The sequence below is a fragment of the Ruegeria sp. HKCCA4633 genome (assembly GCF_013034605.1).
In the GTDB taxonomy this organism is placed as follows: Bacteria; Pseudomonadota; Alphaproteobacteria; order Rhodobacterales; family Rhodobacteraceae; genus Ruegeria.
On record NZ_WQGJ01000005.1, the window covers coordinates 214,927 to 235,841 of the forward strand.

A 20,915-nucleotide genomic window follows, 5' to 3' on the forward strand; every position below is an offset into this window, starting at 1 on the left:
AACCACAACTCTGTACCCCTTTCGTTCCTGCACAGGACGACAAGGGGAACAAGTCATGTTGCGTTATTTATATGCCGATGAGTTGCACAGATTTCCAACTCTGGCAGAGGGGATGTTCAAGGATCGAGCGGATCAGTTCAAAACCCGGCTGGGGTGGGATGTCCACGTCAACGAACAAGGTGAAGAGCGGGATGAGTATGATGCGCTCAACCCGCTCTATGTCATCTGGGAAGAGCCGGACGGCCGTCATGGCGGGTCGATGCGGGTGTTGCCGACAACGGGTCGGGTGATGATCAACGAGGTGTTTGGGCATCTTAACGGTGGCAAACCCATTTGCAGCCCGCTGATCTGGGAAGTTACACGGTTTTGCCTGTCACGCGACGCAGGCCCGCATACGGCTGGGGCCATTATGCTGAGCGGGGGTGAAATGATGGAGGGTTTTGGCCTGACACACATCGCCGGTGTGTTTGATGCGCGTATGATCCGTATCTATCGCCTGATCGGCTCATCGCCCGAGGTTCTGGGCACCCAGGGCAGCGGGCGGGATCAGATCTCGGTCGGGTTGTGGCCTTACTCTGCAGATGACTGCAACCGCGTGGCGGAGCGCGCGGGCATCCCACGCGAACTGTCACGCCTTTGGTTCAACACGGCTTTTGGGCCCAAAAAGCAGCACCGATTTGCACTGTCCGCCTGAGCGGCTGAAATCGCCATTCCGCATCTGGTGATGGTCGGCGCGGCCCTGTAGGGTCGCGCCATGTCTTTGCAAAATGTAACCTTCTCGGATGATCAGGCCGCCGCATTTGACAGCATCGCCGAGATGCTGCGATCAGCAGGTGTCGATCTTGAAGATGATGCCCTTGTTAAGCTGCCGGGGGCAGGAAAATCCGGTGTAATGGCCGTGATCGGCAAGGCTGGTTCGGGTAAAACCCTGCTGTTGGCTGAACTTTATAAAGCGCTGGCAGAGACCGGAGTGCAGATCGTGTCCGGCGACTATGAAAGTCGCAAGTCAAGGGACAAGCGCAGCTTGGCCATCCTGGCCCCCACCAACAAGGCCGCAAGCGTTCTGCGCCTGCGTGGTGTGCCTGCCACGACAATTCACCGCATTCTCTACACGCCGGTGTACGACCCGGAATACGAGCGCATCGCTGAATGGCTGGCGGGCAACGATGAACGCCCCGAGATTGAAGGACTGACAGAAGAAGCCCTGGATCGGGCTGCGGCGTTTTACGAAAACAACAAGTCCATGCCCGGGGCATTGGCCGCAGCCGGTTTGAGGGGATCAGATTTCATCACTGGGTGGAAGCGACGCGACGAACCTTTGGACATCGGATTTGTCGACGAAGCGTCGATGCTGGATGATCGTCAATTCGAGGATCTGAAAGAGATTTTTCCAACCCTTCTGTTATTCGGTGATCCGGCGCAGCTGGCACCGGTGAACCAGTCGGGCAGCATGGTTTTTGAAGCCTTGCCCGAGCCCCGGAAGCTGACGCTTCAACGGGTTCACAGGCAGGATGCGGACAACCCGATTCTCGATCTGGCCCATGCTCTGGCAGACCCCGAAATGGGGTTTGAGGACTTCGAGCGTTTGGTCGAAGAGACAGCCCGCCGTGACGACAGGGTGGTCTGGGGCCAGCGGGTCGAGGTCGACCTGATGGCGCGCAGCCCGGTTTTGGTTTGGCGCAACGCAACACGCATTCGACTTATTCAGGCGTTCAGGAACGTCCATGGCGCACCAGAGACCGAGCTGTTGGAGGGGGAACCGCTAATTTGCGACGGGATCGAACTGCCTTTGAAACATCGCAAGAAACGGTTGGATCTTGAGGCGCGCGGGCTGATCAAGGGGGCTCAGGTTGTTTATCTGGGGCCGGGGCGAAAACCGGGGTTTTCGCGATTGCACGTTATGGGGGCCGAAGACCCTCAGGTCAGCGCTGCGTCGATTGTACAAATCGAAAAACCGAACGAGGAAGAGCCATTCATTCCTTTTGCCGCGCGTATGGGCGCAACGTTCCTGCACGGTGCGGCGGTTACGATCCACAAGGCGCAGGGCTCGCAATGGGATACGGTTCAAGTTTTTGCGCCTGACATCTACGCTGCGGCCCGAATGGGTCGGACCGAGGCCGGACAACCCTTGTGGAAACGTTTGGCCTATGTGGCGATCACTCGGGCGCAAGAGCGGTTGATTTGGGTGGTTCGCAACCGTTTATCAAAGCCAACATACCCGCTGCGGGTGGATGACTTGCGGGCTGTACCTGCGGCGTCGCTGACATTGGAGGCGGAAGAGACATGACATCCATAATCGTGACAGGCGCAAGCTCTGGCATTGGTCTGGCCACCGCCGAATTGTTTCTGGCCCAAGGGTGGACGGTTGGCATGCTGGCACGCAGTGCGGACAAGTTGAATGCCCTGGCACAGAAACATGCCAACGCAGTTTCGTTGCCTGCTGATGTCACCGATCCTGAAGCTGTGAAGACCGTGTTCCGCAAGTTCGCGAACAAGGTTGGGCGTCTGGACGTCTTGTTCAACAACGCAGGAATCTTTGCTCCGGGTGGCACGATTGACGAGATCGCGCTTGAAGATTGGTACCAAAGCGTCAACGTCAACCTGAACGGTATGTTCCTGTGCGCACGCGAAGCCTTTGGCATCATGCGGCATCAGGACCCTCAGGGTGGACGGATCATCAATAACGGCTCCATTGCCGCCCATGTTCCGCGTCCGAACTCTGTGCACTATTCAGCGACAAAACACGCAGTTACCGGACTGACCCGCAGCCTGTCTCTGGACGGGCGGTCCTTTGGAATTGCCTGTGGCCAGATCGACATTGGGAACGCCCGCACACAGATGGTTCAGGGTCTTGTCGACGCCGCGCAGGCGGCAGGGGACACGCCTGACCCGACTATGGCTGTTGAGGACGCAGCACGGTCCGTTCTGCATATGGCAACCTTGCCGCCCGAGGCGAACGTTCAGTTCATGACCGTCATGGCCACGACCATGCCTTACATCGGCAGGGGATGAAGGTTACTTTTCGCGCAGCAAACGGAAAGCCGTCGATGCACCCCAGCCTGCCGCAATCGCAATAACCAGCGACATCAAGCCATACCAGACAGGTTGCTGGCGCGACATGTTGTACAGAAACCGTTCCAGGCCGACTTTGCGGACATTAATGGTTGTTTCGTAGTGCGAAACTACCTCTCCACCGCGCGTCAGGAAGATACGGGCGACATAGTCCCCCTCTGTCAGGTCTGCAGGCATGTCGATTGACGTGCGGAACAGAGTTTGTTCGTCTACAGCCACCGTGTCTTCGCGGATGGAATACAGCTTTTCTTCCTCGCGGATGCGAACCACTGCATCTGCAAAATCCTGCGCTCCGCGGATATGCATTGCGGCACCAACAGAGCGGATCGCACGCTCGATCGATACACGATAGCGCAGGTCATCGGTGTCGCTCAGAATCTCGTTTAATGGTCCGCTGGTTGCGACAGCGTAGAAACTGGGCGCAAGATCGACGAGGACGCTGTCGGTGTTCACCCAAATCCCCAGCTTTCGATCCTTACGGCGCACGGTGACAGGTTCGGATGGGCCGGCGACAGCAACGATGACCTCGACCGATGGGCCGGACGGAATCGGGGTTTCCCGTTTGATGGCCCCGAAAATGAGAATCTCGGAGCCGTCAAAGGTCGCCGTGATTGCAACGCGATCCTGGCTAAGACCCAGGACAACTTGTTCTTCCGCTGCGGACACCGGCAGGCAGAACAGACAAAATGCGGCAATAAGTGAACGCAGCATCTTCAGTGTCCTCCACCTGTTCCGAGCGAATAAAGCTCGGCAGGCTCCAGAAGCAGATCAAGCGCCAGCTTGCCGCAAACTGCCAGAACCAAAGCTGCCAGCAAAACGCGCAATTGTTCCGCTGGCATGCGCGCGCCAATAACAGTACCGATCTGCGCGCCGATCACACCGCCAACAAGCAGCAGTACTGCCAGAACGACGTCGACAGTGTAGTTGGTTGTGGCGTGAAGCATCGTGGTAAAGGCTGTCACGAAGATGATTTGAAACAGCGATGTGCCAACAACAACCTTTGTTGGCATACCCAGCAGATAAATCATGGCGGGCACCATGATAAAGCCACCGCCAACACCCATGATTGCAGACAAAATGCCGACGAAAAGCCCAACTAGAACGGGTGGAATGACCGAAATATAAAGGCCTGATGTGCGAAACCGCATCTTGAAGGGCAGGGCGTGGATCCAGCCCCGCTGACGGCGTTTGGCGGGGGCGGCCCCACCCATTTTGGCCTTGCGCAGGGCCCTTAGACTTTCCACGAACATCAGGCTACCGATGACGCCAAGGAAAACCACGTAACACAGCTTAACCAGCAGATCGACCTGACCCAGACTCTTGAGATAGTTGAAAACAACCACACCCAAAGCAGCGCCTATAAGACCTCCGATCAGCAACACAGTTCCCATCCTGAGGTCCACGGTTTTTCGTCGGAAATGCGCCAGTACACCGGAAAAGGACGATGCCACAATCTGATTGGCTTCGGTCGCAACAGCGACAGCTGGCGGAATGCCAATGAAGAACAGCAGCGGCGTCATAAGAAAGCCCCCACCGACCCCGAACATTCCGGACAAGACGCCAACCATTCCGCCCAAACCAAGCAGGAGGAATGCGTTCACCGATACTTCGGCTATGGGCAGGTAGATGTACATATTACCGTCACTTTGTATTTTGCGTTTCCGCGCTGCCGCATGCGGCCAAATGATAAGCCATTGATGCAGTCTGTTGCATGTAGATCATTGTCACATGCCTCCAGGCTCGATGAGCCAAAAGAAGTCTTCTGGATGCAAGGTTAGATCAATTCCGATCCTGCCGGCACCGCCCAACATAAATGAAGGGCTGACAGAATCTTTGGTTATGGACAGGTAGACTTGCATACCCCCTTAGAGCGGGTGCGGCATGCAAAATCAACTCTGCATGCCGCTCTGCAGCGAACAGGACCCAGAATTGTTCCTGAACTGGACTTATCAGCGTTCCTTTACATAGGGTTCGCCACCTGCACGCGGGGGCACAGCTTTGCCAACGAATCCAGCCAGAATCACAACTGTCAGGATATAGGGCAGGGCATCCATGACCTGCACCGGGATCACGATCCCGCCCAGATCGATGTTCTGGAACCGCAGTGCGATGGCTTGCAAAAGGCCAAACAACAGGCAAGCCCACATGGCGTGCCAAGGGCGCCATTTCGCAAAGATGAGCGCCGCCAGCGCGATGAACCCGCGACCGGCGGTCATTTCTTTGACGAACCCAGCTTGCAAGGCAGTGGCCAGATAGGCACCCGCGATACCGCACAAGACGCCGCAGATGGCCACCGCCGCGAAACGCAGGCCAACCACGGACACGCCTGCTGTATCCACCGCTGCCGGGTTTTCGCCCACTGCCCGCAAGCGTAGGCCGAACCGTGTGCGATAAAGGACCCACCACGTCGCTGGAACCATCAGAAATGCCACATAGACCAGAATCGAATGACCCGAGAGCAATTCGGAATAAACCGGACCAACAATCGGTACACTGCTGAGCGATTCTGCAAACGGGAAATTGATGGGCTCGAACCGTCCTCCGCCAAAAAGGGACGGTGTACGCCCACCTTGCTGAAACCAGCTTTGGGCGATTAAAACGGTCAGCCCAGAGGCGAGAAAGTTGATGGCCACACCCGAGATGAGCTGATTGCCTCGGAAGGTGATCGACGCCAACCCGTGCAGCCCGGACAGTAACAACGAGGATGCGATACCAGCAAGCAAACCCAGCCAGACAGATCCCGTGACGGCTGCTATAGCTGCGGAAAAGAACGCCGCCATCAACATTTTGCCTTCGAGGCCAATGTCAAAAATACCTGCACGTTCCGAAAAAAGACCAGCCAGACACGCAAGAAGCAGGGGCGTGGACAGGCGGATCGTCGAATCCAGTACCTGGATGAGGGTAACGAAGAATTCCATCACTCAGCCCTCTTCCGCATGCCAAGGAAAAGTTTCTCAAGCGGCATGCGTACCATGTTGTCCAGCGCACCGGTGAACAAAATGACCAAGGCTTGAATAACCACGATCAGTTCACGCGGGATTTGTGTCCAAAGCGCCAGCTCCGCGCCGCCCTGATAAAGAAACCCGAACAACAGCGCCGCCAGGAAAACCCCAAATGGGTGTGACCGGCCCATCAGCGCGACGGCGATACCGATAAAACCAGCGCCTTCGGTTGGGTTCAGCACCAGACGTTCAGCCTCACCCATGACGTTGTTGATGGCCATCATGCCTGCCAATCCACCCGAAATCAGCATCGCAATGATAGTGATCCGCACAGGCGAAATGCCGGCGTAAACAGCACCCGTTTCAGAATGACCATAGGCTCGAATCTCATAGCCCAGCCGTGTCCGCCAGATCAGTGCCCAGACTACAAAACAGGCCAGAACTGCCACAAAGAACGAGATGTTGGCAGGCGCCCCCCGGAACACAACATTGTCTGCTGTCGAGAACATCGACTGGAAGCTCGGCAAGTGCGTGGCTTCGGGGAAGCGCGCCGTTGCAGGGTCCTGTGACCCGGCCGGTTTCATGACATTCACCAGCATATAGTTCAGGACGGCGGCAGCGATGAAGTTGAACATGATCGTGGTGATCACGATATGGCTGCCACGCTTGGCTTGCAGATAGGCCGGTATTGCAGCCCAGGCAGCACCAAATAGGGCCGAAGCGGCGCAGGCAGCGAGCAAAGCAATGCTCCAGTGCGGCCACGGAATCGTAAGACAAATGATTGCGACACCAAGCCCGCCCAGCATGGCCTGACCCTCACCGCCGATATTGAACAGCCGGGCGTGAAAGGCGACGGCTACCGCAAGGCCGGTGAACATGAAGTTGGTCGCGTAATAGAGCGTGTAGCCCCAACCATAGGTCGACCCCAGCGCACCAGTTACCATTAGCTTCACAGCGTCAATCGGGTTCTCGCCGATGGCCAGAATCACAAGCGCCGACAGGATCGCGGCCAGAAGCAAACTGATCAGTGGGATCAGGATCACATCGGCCCATTTGGGCATTTTTTCCATGTTACGCGGCCTCCCCCGCAACACCGGCCATCAACAGGCCCAGTTCTTTTTCATCTGTTTCGTGAGGCAGGCGTTCGCCCATGATGTGACCATCAAACATCACCGCAATCCGGTCGGATAGCGAAAATATCTCTTCCAGTTCGACCGAAACCAGCAGGATTGCCTTGCCCTGATCGCGCAGCGCAACGATCTGCTTGTGAATGAACTCGATCGCGCCGATATCTACGCCGCGCGTTGGTTGTCCGACCAGCAGAAGGTCTGGGTTCCGCTCAATCTCGCGCGCGACGACAATTTTTTGTTGGTTGCCGCCTGAAAAACTTTTGGCAGCCAGCCATGCGTCGGGCGGCCGGACATCGAATTTCTCGATCTTGGCCTCGGTATCGGCACGCAGGGCGGCATTGTCCATAAAGATACCGCGTTTATAAGCAGGGTCGCGGTGATAGCCGAAGGCGACGTTCTCCCACGCGTGGAAGTCCATAATCAAACCTTCACGCTGCCGGTCTTCCGGCACGTGCGCGATATGCTGGGCGCGGCGGGCCTGACCGTCCGAACCTGCGCCACTCAGCGCCAGAGGCTGACCGTTCAGTCTGATCGTGCCCTGACCCGGGCGCATACCGCCCAGAACTTCAAGCAACTCTGATTGACCGTTGCCAGCCACCCCGGCGATGCCGACGATTTCACCAGCGCGTACTGTGAGGTCGATCCCCTTGACCCTTTCCACACCAGCCGAGTCGAAAACGCTCAGCTTTTCAATTTCCAGGATGGGTTTGCCGGGTTTCGCAGGGACCTTGTCGACCTGCAACAGAACCTTGCGGCCTACCATCAGCTCGGCCAGCTCTTCAGGGCTGGTTTCGGACGTTTTGACAGTCGCAGTCATCTGCCCGCGTCGCATAACCGACACGGTGTCAGTGTTTTCCATGATCTCGCGCAGTTTATGCGTGATCACGATGATCGTTTTCCCCTCGGCCCGCAGGCGGTCGAGAATGCGGAACAACTGATCTGCTTCAGCCGGAGTCAGCACGCCGGTTGGTTCGTCCAAAATCAGTATCTCGGCCTTGCGATACAGTGCTTTCAGGATCTCGACACGCTGTTGCATGCCCACGCCAATTTCATCGATGCGCTTGTCAGGATCAACGAACAGCTCGTATTCTTCTTCCAGCTCTTTCAGCTCTTTACGGGCTTTGGCCAAAGACGGGGCCAGCAACCCGCCATCTTCGGCACCCAGAACGATGTTCTCCAGAACGGTGAAGTTTTCCACCAGCTTGAAATGCTGGAACACCATCCCGATGCCCGAGGCGATGGCTGCCTGGCTGTCCGGGATATCAGTCTTGGTACCGTTGATCCAAATCTCACCTTTGTCGGCTTTGTAGAAGCCGAAAAGGATGCTCATCAACGTGGATTTGCCCGCACCGTTTTCTCCGATGATTCCATGGATCGTACCGGGGGCGACGCTGATGGAAATGTCTTTATTGGCCTGAACCGGCCCAAAGGCTTTGGAAATCCCTTTGAGCTCAATGGCGGGGACGGTCATGTCTTGTCCTCAATTGCCGAAGGGGCCGCACAGACGGCGCGGCAGAGTGGGAAGCGAGGCGGAGGAGACCCCCGCCCCGCATGTGTCTTAGAACTGCAGCGCGGGGCAGCTGTCGTTCTCGTAATAGCTGACAACGCTGATATCGCCGTTGATGATGCCTTTACGGGCTTCATCCACAGTGTCGCTCATACGAACCGAAACAAGCTCTTTGTTGTTTTCGTCCATAGCCACGCCAACACCGTCTTCGGCCAGACCCATGACGAACACACCAGTTTCGACCTTGTCGCCTGCTTTCATCGCTTCATAAACAGCAACGTCCACACGTTTCAGCATCGAGGTCAGAACTTTTCCGGGATGCAGGTGGTTCTGGTTGCTGTCCACGCCAATCGACAGAATGCCTTCGTCGGCTGCGGTCTGCAGAACGCCAACACCGGTTCCGCCCGCCGCGGCATAAATCACGTCAGCGCCTTGGCTGATTTGTGCTTTGGTTAGCTCGGACCCTTTTACCGGGTCGTTCCATGCAGCTGGGGTTGTTCCTGTCATGTTGGCAATGACGTTGATCTCGGGGTTAACGGCTTTGGCGCCCTGTGCATAGCCACACCCAAAGTGTCGGATAAGTGGAACATCCATACCACCGATGAAGCCAACCGTGCCGGACTCAGACGCCATGGCCGCCATCATTCCAACAAGGTACGAGCCCTCGTGTTCGGCAAAGCCGACCTGACGAAGGTTCGGTGCGTCCAGCCAGGTTACATCAACAACAACAAATTTGGTGTCAGGATAGTCAGGTGCGACCGTGCTGAGAGGGTCTGCCATGGCAAATCCCATGGTGATGATCGGGTTCGCGCCTGCTTCGGCAAAGCGGCGGAGGGCCTGCTCGCGCTGAGCTTCCGATTGCAATTCGATTTCGCGGTACTTGCCGCCGGTTTCGTTTGCCCAACGCTGTGCGCCGTTATGTGCCGCTTCGTTGAACGATTTGTCGAACTTGCCGCCCAGATCAAAGATCAGCGCCGGTTCGGCCAGAGCGGCACCCGCAGTCAGTGCAACCGCAGCGGCAGCACCCATCAAGGATTTCATCAGGGTCATTTCGGTCTCCCAGTTTTTATGTTGGCACAGGATTAGATTAGTCCCGTTTACCCACGTTTAGCGAGCATAACTGTTGTGATGGCGGGTATTAAGAGGGTTTGCAACCGTCGTGGTCAATTGATTCCTGACCAAATGGTCCAAAAAATGTCCCCTTGCCCTCAGGGCAGGCGGCATTCCATCACCAGAGCGTCGGCTTTTAGGCCCGTTTCGCGCGAATAATAGTTCGGTCGCATCCCGCAACGATGGTAACCACAACGTTTGTATAGCGCGATTGCAGGCTCATTATCCGCAGCCACATCCAGAAAGGCCCGGCTTGCATGCAACGCGGCGGCCCGTTTGTGCCAGTTGCGCATTGTTTGCAGTGCTAGGCCCTGTCGTTGCACCGTGGGGTGAGTCGCAATTGTCAGCAGTTCGGCCTCGCCCGCGATAACTTGATACAAGGCAAAACAGCGAGCGTCTCCAACATAGTGGGTAAAGGCGTTCTCCAGCAGGCTTTCAAATTCACTGGCGGACCAAGGGCGCGACTGCGTGAACGCAGCAACATGAGTCGATGCCATCTCGTCCGGCGTCATTCGTCCAACAAGACCGGTGACACATCACGCGAGGGCGCTGCGTCCGCAGGTCTGACGTATAGTGGCGCAGGTGGTTCGCTGACATCGTGCCACCGTTCAGCGGTCAGGCGGGCAATGGCCTGGACCTGTTTCTCTGGGTCCTGGCAGGAAAACAAAGGCCCAAGCGCCTCGGCCTCGCTCTTTGGCATCAGGCTTGGTTTGCTGCCGGGGACTTGAACATAAACCTGATCGCGCGGCGCAGCGATACAGGGGAGTTGGTTTGCATCGCTCAGTTTCGTCAAAGCATCAAACCCTGAAACGCCGACGACCGGAGCATCAAGACCCAGGGCAAGCCCACGCGCGGCAGAGACCGAGATTCGAATGCCGGTGAAATTGCCGGGGCCGATCCCTACACCGATGGCGTCAAGATCGGACCATGTGCACCCAGCCTGGGCAAGTAGCTCTTCAAGCAAAGGCATTAGGCGTTCGGCTTGCCCGCGTGACATTGCTTCGGCCCGAGAGGCAACGATTTCACCGCCACGCAGCAAAGCGGCCGCGCAATGCGCGGCCGATGTATCAAATGCCAGAATCGTCGGGTCAGACGGCAACAGGACGGACCTCGGTCACTTCGGGGATGTAGTGACGCAGCAGGTTTTCGATACCCATCTTCAACGTCAGCGTCGAAGACGGGCAGCCTGCGCAGGCACCTTGCATGTGCAGGTAAACGATACCGCGATCAAAGCCGTGGAAAGTAATGTCACCACCGTCCTGAGCCACTGCCGGACGCACGCGGCTGTCCAGCAGGTCTTTGATCTGATTGACGATTTCAGCGTCTTCGCCAGTGTGTTCTGCATGACCAGATGCAGCAGTCGCATCCGCGCCCATCACAGGTTGGCCCGATTGGTAATGTTCCATCACCGCACCCAGAATGGCGGGTTTGATGTGATCCCATTGAATGTCGTCAGACTTGGTTACAGTAACAAAATCGTTACCGAAGAACACACCCGTTACGCCGTTGACGGCAAAGATGCGTTTGGCCAAAGGGGATTTCTCGCCCGCTTCCGCTGTTGGGAAGTCCGCAGTTCCAGCCTCAAGCACCGTTTGGCCGGGCAGAAATTTCAACGTGGCCGGGTTTGGGGTGGATTCGGTCTGGATGAACATGAGGCAGCTCCGTCTGATGTGCCTCTGATATGCGCGCAGGGGCGCGGGAAGTCAAGATTTGGAACGGTTCTAAATTGAGGCCGCATGATCCAAAGCCGCGTCCAGACGATCGTCGCCCCAGTACAACTCGTCTCCGACTAAAAAACTGGGTGCTCCGAACAGGTCAAGCTCTTTGGCGCGGGTGGATTGCGCAAAAAGGGCCGCCTTGACGTCGGGGTCCTGCGCACGACTCAGTATGGCAGATGGCAGGTCGGCCGTTTTCAGACAATCCTTCAGTATGTTTGGGTCCGAGATATTGCGGCCGGCCCCAAATTCGGCAGTATAGACCGCCTTGACAAATTCAGCCCTCTTCGCGTGATCCTCAATGGCAAGCGTCAGGCGCGCTGCAGCGAGAGAATTCTGCGGAAAGGGATCGGGTTGCACTAACGGCAATTGCCGTGCAGCACAGAGGCGTTCCATGTCGCGCCACATATAACGCCCCTTTGCCGGGTAGAGGTTGAAAGGAGAGGTCCGCCAGCCCTGATCGGCAAAAATCGGGCCCAGCAGAAAAGGGTGCCATTCAATCGAAACGCCCTTGGCTTGCGCCGCGGTTTCGATCCGCATTGCGCTGAGATAGGAATAGGTTGAGGCGAATTCGAACCAGAACTGTATCGTTTTCGCCATCTCTGAACCTCAGGTGATCTCTTCCAGTTTTTCTTTGCTCAGATCGCCTGGGACAATAGTGATCGGAAGCGGCATGCTGCCCGAATTCTTCGTCAACTGTGTCACCAGCGGACCGGGGCCCTTCTTGTCGGTGCCTGCGCCAAGCACAAGCACGCCGATTTCGGGGTCTGATTGGACATGTTCAATGATTTCCGACACCGGATCGCCTTCGCGAATGGCCAACTCAGGTTCGATGTTTTGTTTGTCACGCATCCATTTTGCGAAGACCTCGAAATGTGCATGGATACGTTCGCGCGCTTCCTCACGCATGGTTTCGGCAACACCGATCCAGTGATTGAATTCGTCCGGTGGGATCACCGACAGGATCGTCACTCCGCCGCCGGTATGTGCAGCCCGCATTGCGGCGAATCGCATCGCATTCAAGCATTCGCTGCTGTCATCCAGAACAACTAGAAACTTACGCATGGGTGTCCTCTTCAAGTTTCAGGGATCATGCCCCAGAGGTTGCGCGCTGGCAACTTGGAGACGTCCGCAACGCTGAGCTAGCGTTGGCTTGCAGCCCAATCCCAGTAAAGTCCACGAGCGCGACGGGCAATAGGGCCAACCTGAAATTGTGTATCGTCCAGAGCGGTAACCGGCGTGACCTTATTCATATTGCCGGACATGAACACTTCGTCCGCCTCGTGAAAATCCTCAAAGCTCAGAACAGTCTCGTGAACCGTCACACCATCCTCGCGCAGATTCTTGATGTGCCGCGCCCGCGTGATCCCCGCCAGAAATGTGCCATTCGGGGCGGGCGTAAACACTTCGCCATCTCTGACCATGAATATGTTGGCCGTAGCGGTTTCGGCCACGTTCCCCATCGCATCAGCAACCAGAGCGTTCGAGAACCCTTTGGATCGTGCCTCATGCAGCATGCGTGCGTTGTTGGGGTACAGGCAACCGGCCTTGGCATTTACGACCGCACTTTCCAGCACAGGACGGCGGAAGCGTGTCGTTGTCAGTGTGACCGAGGCGGTCTCTGGTGCCATTGGTATCTCTTCCAGGCAAATGGCAAAACCGGTGCTGTTTTCCTGAGGGACGATCGCGGTTTGGTCCCCGTCGATCCCCCAGTACATTGGGCGGATATAGACAGCTGTGTCCGGGCCGTAAGCCTGCAATCCTTCGTGTACCAGTTCGACCATCTGTTCGGCTGTGAGGGTCGGGGTCAGCATCAAGGCCTCGGCGGACCGGTTCACCCGTGCGCAATGCGCATGCAAGTCGGGCGCAAGGCCGTCAAAATACCGTGCGCCGTCAAAGACGGACGAACCCAGCCAGGCACCGTGATCGGCTGCGCGCATGATGGGCGCATCGCCCTCGTGCCATTGCCCTTCAAAATAGGTCCGGATGTTCTTGCCGGTTGCCATGACGCCCTCCTGTTATTCAGGCAAACCCTAGGAGCGCGTCAGGCGAAGGTCCAGCCCAATCAGCGCGTTCCTGATCCAACCATACCCACGATTTTGTAGGTCTTTTGCAGGATCGGAGCTGCGATCTCACGCGCGCGTTCGGCCCCACGGGCCAGAATCCGGTCAATCTCGGCCTGATCTGCCATCAAACGAGACATTTCGGTCGAAATCGGCGCCAGTTTCGCCACCGCCAGATCGGCCAGCATCGGTTTGAAGTCACCAAACTGCTTGCCACCTACATCTGCCAGAACCCGTTCCACGCTTTGGTCGTTCAGGGCCGCGTAAATATTGACCAGATTGCGTGCTTCGGGGCGATCCCCCAGCCCGTCAACATCCGACGGCAGCGCGTCCGGGTCGGTCTTGGCCTTGCGGATTTTCTTGGCAATCGCGTCAGCATCGTCGGTCAGGTTGATCCGGCTCATGTCCGACGGATCGGATTTTGACATTTTCTTGGACCCGTCCCGCAAGCTCATGACGCGGGTGGCCGCGCCTTCGATTACCGGCTCGGTAACGGGAAAGAAATCGACGCCAAAGTCGTTGTTGAATTTAATCGCAATATCACGGGTCAACTCAAGGTGCTGTTTCTGATCCTCACCGACCGGCACATGGGTCGCGTGATAGATCAGAATGTCAGCCGCCATCAGCGACGGGTAGGCAAAAAGCCCCAGCGAAGCGTTCTGCTGGTTCTTGCCTGCCTTGTCCTTCCACTGGGTCATCCGTTGCATCCACCCCATCCGGGCAACGCAGTTAAAGATCCAGCCCAGTTGCGCATGTTCGGGCACCTGGCTTTGGTTGAACAGGATCGACTGTTCAGGGTCGATGCCCGCCGCGATAAAACCTGCGCACAGTTCACGGGTGTTGTGGGACAGCGCTGCGGGGTCCTGCCATGTGGTGATCGCGTGCAGATCGACCATGCAATAGATGGTTTCGAAATCTGCACCCTGCATATCCACAAAGCGCTTCATTGCGCCCAGATAGTTGCCCAGGGTCAGCCCGCCCGAAGGCTGGATGCCGGAAAACACGCGCGGCGTGAACTGGGTCTCGGTCATCGAAGGGAACTCCCGTCTGGAAAAATCAGCCCCCGTCGCTTACCCATGAGGCACAGGGACGTCAACAGCCGCGAAAGGCCCGCCCAATGAGCAGTGAGCATTACACACCCGCCGTGAACCCTTTGCCGCCCGTTGTTGTGGCGCTGGTTCTGTTCATCATCGGCATTGAACTCGCTTTTACGCTGGGATCGCGCGGTTTGGTCGGAGGGCCAACAGCGGTCGGCTGGCGGCTGGACGCGATACAACACTATGCGTTTTCGGCGGATATCTTCGACTGGATGGTGCTGAACGGGCGCTGGCCGTTTGAACATGTGATCCGGTTCGTGACCTATCCGTTTGTCTCGGCCAATTTCACGCAGGCGGTGTTTGTTTGCGTCTTCGTTCTGGCCATGGGCAAGATGGTCGGTGAAGTGTTTGGCGGCTTCCCCATGCTGTTGATCTTTGTCGTCTCAGGGATCGGGGGCGCGTTGGCTTATGCCGTTCTGTTGGATCCCCGCTATCCCCTGATCGGAGGGTTTCCTCCGGTTTACGGCCTGATCGGCGCATTTACCTGGTTGTTGTGGCGCAAACTATCCTTGGTTGGCGCAAATCAGGCGCGGGCTTTTCAACTCATTGCCGTCCTGATGGGCATTCAATTCCTGTTTGGTCTGATCTTCGGCGGCAACTGGGAGTGGGTCGCCGATCTGGGCGGGTTTGCCACCGGTTTCGGAGTATCTTTCCTTGTCGCACCCGGCGCCTGGGATCGTATCGTTGGGCGCATACGCCGCGACTGATCAGGATCGACGCAGGGCGCGTTTGAACTCGGACAGTTTGAATGCGCCCAAGAGGTGGCCCAGACTGAAATAAGAGGCCGCCGCGACACAAATCAGGACAAGCAGCGCCAGATAGCGCCAACCGGGAACGCCCAGCGTCCACCCAAACGCCTGAAGCGCCATGTACAAAACCGCGCCCATTCCGATAGAGGCAAGCACGATCCGGCCCGCGCGCTGTTTGAACCGGTCATCGAACCGGGCTTCGTCTCCCATGTTGCGCGCCCCGATGGCCAACAAAACGACCATGGCCCAACCCGCTGTGGAGGCGGCAATGGCGGGTGCGATCCAGCCCACAAACGGGAAGAGGCCAAACGCCAAAGCCGCATTCACGATCATTGCCACAACAGCATAGTGAAACGGAGAACGCGTATTCTCGCGCGCGAAATACAGAGGCTGCAACAGTTTTTGCAGCATGAATGCAGGTAGTCCGATGCCATAGATGGCAACGGCCAACGCTGTGGCTGTGGTATCCTCGGTGGTGAATTGCCCCCGCTCGAATAGGACTGAGACCAGCGGGTTCGGGATGACCAGAAACGCCACCGTCGAAGGCAGGGTCAGCAGCAGCATGAACTCTCCGGCACGGGAAAACGCGTTGCGCGCGCCTTCTTTGTCTTCGGCGCGCAGACGGCGCGACAGGTCGGGCAGCAGAACAATACCGATCGCGATACCGACCACGCCGAGTGGCAGTTGATAAAGCCGATCTGCCGCAAACAACCAGCTCACGGCCTTTTCTGTTTTCGACGCCACCAATTGCCCTACAACCAGATTGACCTGCGTGACCCCCATCGCCAGAGCTGCGGGGACCGCGATGCGGACCATACGGCGCATCTCGGGCGTCAGTTTAGGCAGACCGGGCCGGATACGAATGCCGGCACGTTCGGTTGCGACCCAAACCAGCGCCAATTGAGCGACGCCCGCAACCGGAATCACTGAGATCAGCCACCGAATTACCTCGCCGCCTGATAGGGCTCCGGCGATCAGCGCCGTGCAGGCAAAGATGTTCAACAAAACTGGTGCGGCAGCTGCGGCCGCGAACCGCCCCGTTGCGTTCAGGACGCCAGAAAAGAGCGCGGCCAGAGACATGAACAGGATGTAAGGAAAGACAACATACCCATAATCCACCGCCAAATCGAACCGTTCGTCGCCATAGAAACCTTCGGCTGTCAGCCAAACCAGACCGGGCATGAAAATCAGCGCAAGTCCGACCAGTGCCAGAACGGCAAGCGCCAAAAGATTGAACGCATCCTGCGCAAAGCCCTGCGGATTCTCGTCCGCTTCCAGCCGCTTCGAGAACATGGGCACAAAGGCCGCGTTAAAGGCACCTTCGGCAAAAAAGCGGCGGAACATGTTCGGCAGGCGGAAGGCTGCAACAAACGCGTCCAAAACCGGCCCAGGGCCAATGAGGGCGGTCAGCAGAATTTCCCGCAAAAACCCCAGTATGCGGCTGGCGAGTGTCCAGAAGCCAACTGTGAAAAAGCCCGAAATCAACCGGATTTGCTTCATGAGGCCGCACGCTCAGCGCCTTCGGTGATCGCCTTGCGCAGCTTCGCCTCCAGCCCGCGTTGCTTGCTCTCCGAATGGTATTTCAGTCCGAACATGTCCTTGACATAAAAGGCGTCAACCACCTGTTCTCCATACGTCGCGATCACGGCGTTTGCGATATAGACATTCGCCGCCGCCAGTGTCCGGGTCAGGTCATACAGCAAGCCGGGGCGGTCGCGCGTATCAACTTCGATGATCGTGTAGATTTCGGACCCATCATTGTCGAAAGTGATATGGGTCGGCACGTTAAAAGCCCGTTCACGTTTCTTGATCTTGTCGCGTGATTTCAGGGCTTCCTTGGCAACCACTTCCCCGCGCAGCGTCTTGTGGATCATCTGTGTCAGACGGGGCAGGCGCGCGGCTTCGAAGGGGCGTCCTTCGGCGTCCTGAATCCAGAACGCGTCTGTGACGTATCCGTCCTTGGTTGTGTAACTGCGGGCATCCACGACGTTTGCGCCGACAAGAGCCAGAGCCCCGGCAATACGTGCAAAGATGCCAGGGTGATCGCCCATCGCAAAACAGGCTCGCGTTGCGTCACGATCTTCGTCTGGTTCAAGCCTGATTTCCATCGCGCCCGGATCGCCGCCGTGTTCCAGTGCGCGCAGCATCTCAGCGAATTCGACATGCGTCGCCAAGTTGAGACCCTGCCAATAGGGATCATAGTGGCGCGCTGTTTCCGTTTTTAGGTCCGCCTTGGTCCATCCCGCCAGTTCCGCACGTAGGGCTTTCTTTGCCTCAGCCCCGCGATTGGCGCGGTTGAGATCTTCCATACCGGTTTCCAGCGCGCGCTTGGTTTCCGCATGAAGGGCGCGTAGCAATGTGGCTTTCCAATTGTTCCAAGTGTTGGGGCCCACGCCGCGGATGTCGCAAACGGTGAGAACCGTCAGCAGGTCCAGCCGTTTGACCGTCTGAACAGCCTTGGCAAAGTCCCGAACGGTTCGTGGGTCTGAAATGTCGCGTTTTTGCGCCATGTCTGACATCAGCAGGTGATACCGCACCAGCCACTCAACGGTTTCGGATTCCGATTTGCTCAGCCCCAGCCGCGGGGCCACCTTGCGTGCGATCTGCGCGCCCAGAATCGAGTGATCCTCGGGGCGACCTTTGGCGATGTCATGCAACAGCAACGCGACGTACAACACCTTTCGGTTGACACCACGTTTAAGGATCGAAGAGGCAAGAGGCAGGGATTCCACCAGTTCTTCGCGTTCGATCTGGGCCAGATTGACGATGCACTGGATGGTATGCTCGTCCACCGTATAACTGTGATACATGTTGAACTGCATCATCGCTACGATGTGTTCGAACTCGGGCAAGAAGGCTGATAGGACGCCCAGTTCGTTCATCCGGCGCAAGGCACGTTCCGGGTTGCCATGTTTCAGCATCAGATCCAGAAAAATGCGTTTGGCTTCTTTGTCGTTGCGCATTTCATCGTCGATCAGATGCAGGTTGGCGCTAACCAGCCGCATCGCGTCGGGATGGATCAACATGCCGGTGCGCAGCCCTTCTTCGAACAGACGCAGTAGGTTTACCTTGTCCAGCAGGAATGTTTCCGGGTCCGCCACGTCCAGACGTCCGTGGATCACTTTGTACCCGGCCTTTACTCTTGGGCTTCTGCGGAAAATACGCTCAAGCAACGGTGCGCTTTTCATGTGGAGCGCTTCGAGCTTGGTCAGGAAAATCCGAGTCAGTTCGCCCACACGGGTGGCCTCGCGGAAATAGCGCTGCATGAACACCTCGACTGCGCGGCGACCGGCGCGGTCTTCATAGCCCATGCGTGCGGCCACCTCGACCTGCATGTCGAAAGTCAGCTGTTCGGTGGCGCGGCCCGTCACCAAATGCAGATGAGACCGGACGGCCCACAGGAACTCTTCGGCCTGAACAAAGGTCTCAAACTCTTCTGGGGTGAACAGACCTAATGGAACCAATTCGGCCACGTCCTGCACGCCATAGACATATTTTGCGATCCAATAGAGCGATTGAAGGTCACGCAAACCGCCTTTGCCTTCTTTCACATTCGGTTCGACCATGTAGCGCTCACCTTGTTTCAGGTGCCGCTCGTCCCGTTCCTTCAGCTTGGCTTCGATGAATTCACGTTCGGTCCCTTTGAACAACTCGTTTTTCAGGCGTTGATCCAAATCGTCCGCCAGCGCCTTGTCGCCTGCCAGATAGCGTTGTTCCAACATGGCGGTGCGGATCGTGAAATCCTCGGAGCCCAGCCGCAAGCAGTCTTTGATCGTACGCGACGAATGCCCGACCTTTAGCCGCAGGTCCCACAAAATGTATAGCATCGATTCAATGACGCTTTCGGCCCAGGCTGTGATTTTATAGGGGGTCAGGAACAGCAGGTCGACATCCGACGATGGCGCCATTTCCCCACGCCCGTAACCGCCGACCGCCAGAACCGCGATCTTTTCACCTTGGGTGGGTGTCGCAAGCGGATGCAGGCGTGTGCTGGACACCTGCATTGCCGTTCCGACCAACTGATCCGTCAGATAGGTGTAGGACCGTGTCAGTGCGCGGGCCTCGAAAGGCTGTTTGCCAAAGGCTTCGGCAATCGCCGCGCGCCCGGCTTTTTGCGCATCGCGCAGGATACGCACCGTTTCGGCCCGTACTTTGCTGTTGTCTGTGCATGATTCAAACGCCAGCGCCAGCGCGTCGTTGACGTTGGCACTGTCGAAGATGTCTTCGGCGGGGCAGATTAATGAGCTCTTAGGCAAAGGGCTGACGCCCGGCTGATCAGAAGCCGGCGCCAGAGAAGCTTTGTGGGGCAGGGTCAATAACAACCACCTGTTTGTTCTGGATCGTGGCGACCGCCAGGCCGCGTTCGTTGGTGCCGTTCGGACGCAGACGGAAGATGCCGCCGACGCCCTGGAAGCCGGCGTTCTGAGTCAGGGCCGCAGAGGTCAGAGCGTCGGATTTGCCTTGGCTGACCAGAGCCCCGATGGCAGCAATACCATCATAGGCCAAACCGCTGATCGGGTGGGGCGCTTCGCCATATGTCGCGTTGTAACGTTGGCGATATGCCTGTGCCTTGGACGGATCGGGCAGCGCAAACCAGCCGCCTTGTACACCCGGCAGTTCCAATGTTTGCGGAGGAATATCCCAGCGTGTCAGACCGATGAATTGCGTCGTGGCCTGAGAAACTCCGGCCTCGGGCAACAATTGCGAGAACAATGGCAGGGCACCCGCCGTCGTAGCAGTTAGGAAAATCGAATCGGCTCCGGTCGAATCAACTGTTGCTTTGATTGTGGGCACCGAGTTGATAACGCCCTGCTGCGAGCGGTCGTAGCCAACAGTGCCGGCGTTGTTGACCGGGCTGCTGGCCAGCGCGTTGGCAATCGCAGCTTGGCCCAATTGGCCTGCGGCGTCGTTGCTGTGCACGATCACCGTGTTGACCTTGCCCTGACTGCCCGCAAAGCTCGCCAGCCGGTTGGCCGTATTGTCGAATGTTGGGCCCAGGACAAAGACGTTGCCGCCTGCGATGCTGGTGTTGTTCGAAAACGAAAGAACGTTGACGTTGTTACTCAACACCGCCAACCCGGCGGCATTTGCGGCCTGCGCATAGACCGGGCCGATAATGATCTTGGCACCATCCGCAACGGCTTGCTGGGCCACGGCCGTTGCCGTGTTCGGGTTTCCGGCAGTGTCGTAAACGCGCAGGTCAATTGTCACATTGGGCAGATCAGACATTGCCAGACGCGCGGCATTTTCCAGACTTTGCGCCAATGCCGCATCGCCTGACTGGCCAGACCCGCTGGGGACAAGCAGGGCCACCGGAACCGGAGCAGAAGTATTGATCGAAGGTCCACCCCCAAGGCCGCCGGGTTCACAGGCGGCCAGAAACGCCGCGGTTGTCAGGGCAGCGGCGGCTTTCGCCAACTTGCTAACGGGCTTGCAAACGGTGAACATCTAAATGAAAACTCCCTGATCCGACGGCTATGAATGCTTCTGTTCTGTCGAGCCGCGATAATAAACGTCACGCTGTGAGGGT

At 57.4% G+C, this 20,915-nt stretch carries 20 protein-coding genes; 4 read left to right on the forward strand and 16 right to left on the reverse strand.

Annotated elements, in window-relative coordinates:
* Positions 1-55: 55 nt before the first annotated feature.
* Genes GOV85_RS14115 through GOV85_RS14125 form a run of 3 tightly spaced genes read left to right on the forward strand, consistent with a single transcriptional unit; the run spans position 56 to position 3,012 of the window.
* Complete coding sequence (locus tag GOV85_RS14115) at positions 56-694, forward strand: acyl-homoserine-lactone synthase (protein ID WP_171179179.1); 639 nt, start codon at positions 56-58, stop codon at positions 692-694.
* Positions 695-754: 60 nt separating this feature from the next.
* Positions 755-2,287: an ATP-dependent RecD-like DNA helicase gene (locus GOV85_RS14120; protein WP_171179181.1), complete on the forward strand. Its 1,533-nt coding sequence runs from the start codon at positions 755-757 to the stop codon at positions 2,285-2,287.
* Complete coding sequence (locus tag GOV85_RS14125; RefSeq protein WP_171179183.1) at positions 2,284-3,012, forward strand: SDR family oxidoreductase; 729 nt, start codon at positions 2,284-2,286, stop codon at positions 3,010-3,012. Before GOV85_RS14120 ends, GOV85_RS14125 begins: the two co-directional genes overlap by 4 nt.
* Positions 3,013-3,015: 3 nt before the next feature.
* Here GOV85_RS14125 and GOV85_RS14130 read toward each other — a convergent pair whose 3' ends face one another.
* The 13 genes from GOV85_RS14130 to trpS form a co-directional block, all read right to left on the reverse strand.
* On the reverse strand, positions 3,016-3,783 hold the full coding sequence (locus GOV85_RS14130) for a TIGR02186 family protein (RefSeq protein ID WP_171179185.1): 768 nt from the start codon (positions 3,781-3,783) through the stop codon (positions 3,016-3,018).
* Between the two features lie 2 nt (positions 3,784-3,785).
* Complete coding sequence (locus GOV85_RS14135) at positions 3,786-4,706, reverse strand: sulfite exporter TauE/SafE family protein (RefSeq protein WP_171179188.1); 921 nt, start codon at positions 4,704-4,706, stop codon at positions 3,786-3,788.
* 315 nt (positions 4,707-5,021) lie between these two features.
* Positions 5,022-5,990 (reverse strand): ABC transporter permease, encoded by a 969-nt coding sequence (locus tag GOV85_RS14140; RefSeq protein ID WP_171179190.1) that lies wholly within the window; start codon positions 5,988-5,990, stop codon positions 5,022-5,024.
* Positions 5,990-7,084, reverse strand: coding sequence for an ABC transporter permease (locus GOV85_RS14145; protein ID WP_171179192.1), 1,095 nt, complete (start codon positions 7,082-7,084; stop codon positions 5,990-5,992). Before GOV85_RS14145 ends, GOV85_RS14140 begins: the two co-directional genes overlap by 1 nt.
* A 1-nt stretch (position 7,085) precedes the next feature.
* Complete coding sequence (locus tag GOV85_RS14150) at positions 7,086-8,615, reverse strand: ABC transporter ATP-binding protein (RefSeq protein ID WP_171179194.1); 1,530 nt, start codon at positions 8,613-8,615, stop codon at positions 7,086-7,088.
* Between the two features lie 87 nt (positions 8,616-8,702).
* Entirely contained in the window at positions 8,703-9,701 is a 999-nt protein-coding gene (locus tag GOV85_RS14155) for a BMP family protein (RefSeq protein WP_171179196.1), read from the reverse strand.
* A gap of 158 nt (positions 9,702-9,859) precedes the next feature.
* Positions 9,860-10,258 carry a GNAT family N-acetyltransferase gene (locus GOV85_RS14160; RefSeq protein ID WP_253740687.1) on the reverse strand — a complete coding sequence of 133 codons (399 nt, stop codon included), beginning with the start codon at positions 10,256-10,258 and terminating at the stop codon, positions 9,860-9,862.
* An 11-nt stretch (positions 10,259-10,269) separates the two neighbouring features.
* On the reverse strand, positions 10,270-10,860 hold the full coding sequence (gene tsaB / locus GOV85_RS14165; protein ID WP_171179200.1) for a tRNA (adenosine(37)-N6)-threonylcarbamoyltransferase complex dimerization subunit type 1 TsaB: 591 nt from the start codon (positions 10,858-10,860) through the stop codon (positions 10,270-10,272).
* Complete coding sequence (locus GOV85_RS14170) at positions 10,850-11,413, reverse strand: NifU family protein (protein WP_171179202.1); 564 nt, start codon at positions 11,411-11,413, stop codon at positions 10,850-10,852. Before GOV85_RS14170 ends, tsaB begins: the two co-directional genes overlap by 11 nt.
* A 69-nt stretch (positions 11,414-11,482) precedes the next feature.
* Positions 11,483-12,076 carry a 2-hydroxychromene-2-carboxylate isomerase gene (locus tag GOV85_RS14175; protein ID WP_171179204.1) on the reverse strand — a complete coding sequence of 198 codons (594 nt, stop codon included), beginning with the start codon at positions 12,074-12,076 and terminating at the stop codon, positions 11,483-11,485.
* Between the two features lie 9 nt (positions 12,077-12,085).
* Positions 12,086-12,541, reverse strand: coding sequence for a universal stress protein (locus GOV85_RS14180; protein WP_171179206.1), 456 nt, complete (start codon positions 12,539-12,541; stop codon positions 12,086-12,088).
* 77 nt (positions 12,542-12,618) lie between these two features.
* Complete coding sequence (locus tag GOV85_RS14185) at positions 12,619-13,482, reverse strand: branched-chain amino acid aminotransferase (RefSeq protein WP_171179208.1); 864 nt, start codon at positions 13,480-13,482, stop codon at positions 12,619-12,621.
* A 59-nt stretch (positions 13,483-13,541) separates the two neighbouring features.
* Positions 13,542-14,570, reverse strand: a complete 1,029-nt coding sequence (gene trpS, locus GOV85_RS14190; protein ID WP_171179210.1) for a tryptophan--tRNA ligase — start codon at positions 14,568-14,570, stop codon at positions 13,542-13,544.
* Positions 14,571-14,656: 86 nt separating this feature from the next.
* Here trpS and GOV85_RS14195 point away from each other — a divergent pair, with 86 nt between their 5' ends.
* Positions 14,657-15,343, forward strand: a complete 687-nt coding sequence (locus GOV85_RS14195; protein ID WP_171093608.1) for a rhomboid family intramembrane serine protease — start codon at positions 14,657-14,659, stop codon at positions 15,341-15,343.
* Here GOV85_RS14195 and murJ read toward each other — a convergent pair whose 3' ends face one another.
* The 3 genes from murJ to GOV85_RS14210 are packed head-to-tail and all read right to left on the reverse strand — an operon-like array spanning position 15,344 to position 20,833.
* Positions 15,344-16,885 carry a murein biosynthesis integral membrane protein MurJ gene (murJ, locus tag GOV85_RS14200; protein ID WP_171179212.1) on the reverse strand — a complete coding sequence of 514 codons (1,542 nt, stop codon included), beginning with the start codon at positions 16,883-16,885 and terminating at the stop codon, positions 15,344-15,346.
* Positions 16,882-19,701 carry a [protein-PII] uridylyltransferase gene (locus GOV85_RS14205; RefSeq protein ID WP_171179214.1) on the reverse strand — a complete coding sequence of 940 codons (2,820 nt, stop codon included), beginning with the start codon at positions 19,699-19,701 and terminating at the stop codon, positions 16,882-16,884. The genes murJ and GOV85_RS14205 overlap by 4 nt, the downstream gene beginning before the upstream one ends.
* On the reverse strand, positions 19,661-20,833 hold the full coding sequence (locus GOV85_RS14210; protein ID WP_171179216.1) for a penicillin-binding protein activator: 1,173 nt from the start codon (positions 20,831-20,833) through the stop codon (positions 19,661-19,663). The genes GOV85_RS14205 and GOV85_RS14210 overlap by 41 nt, the downstream gene beginning before the upstream one ends.
* Positions 20,834-20,915 lie beyond the last annotated feature (82 nt).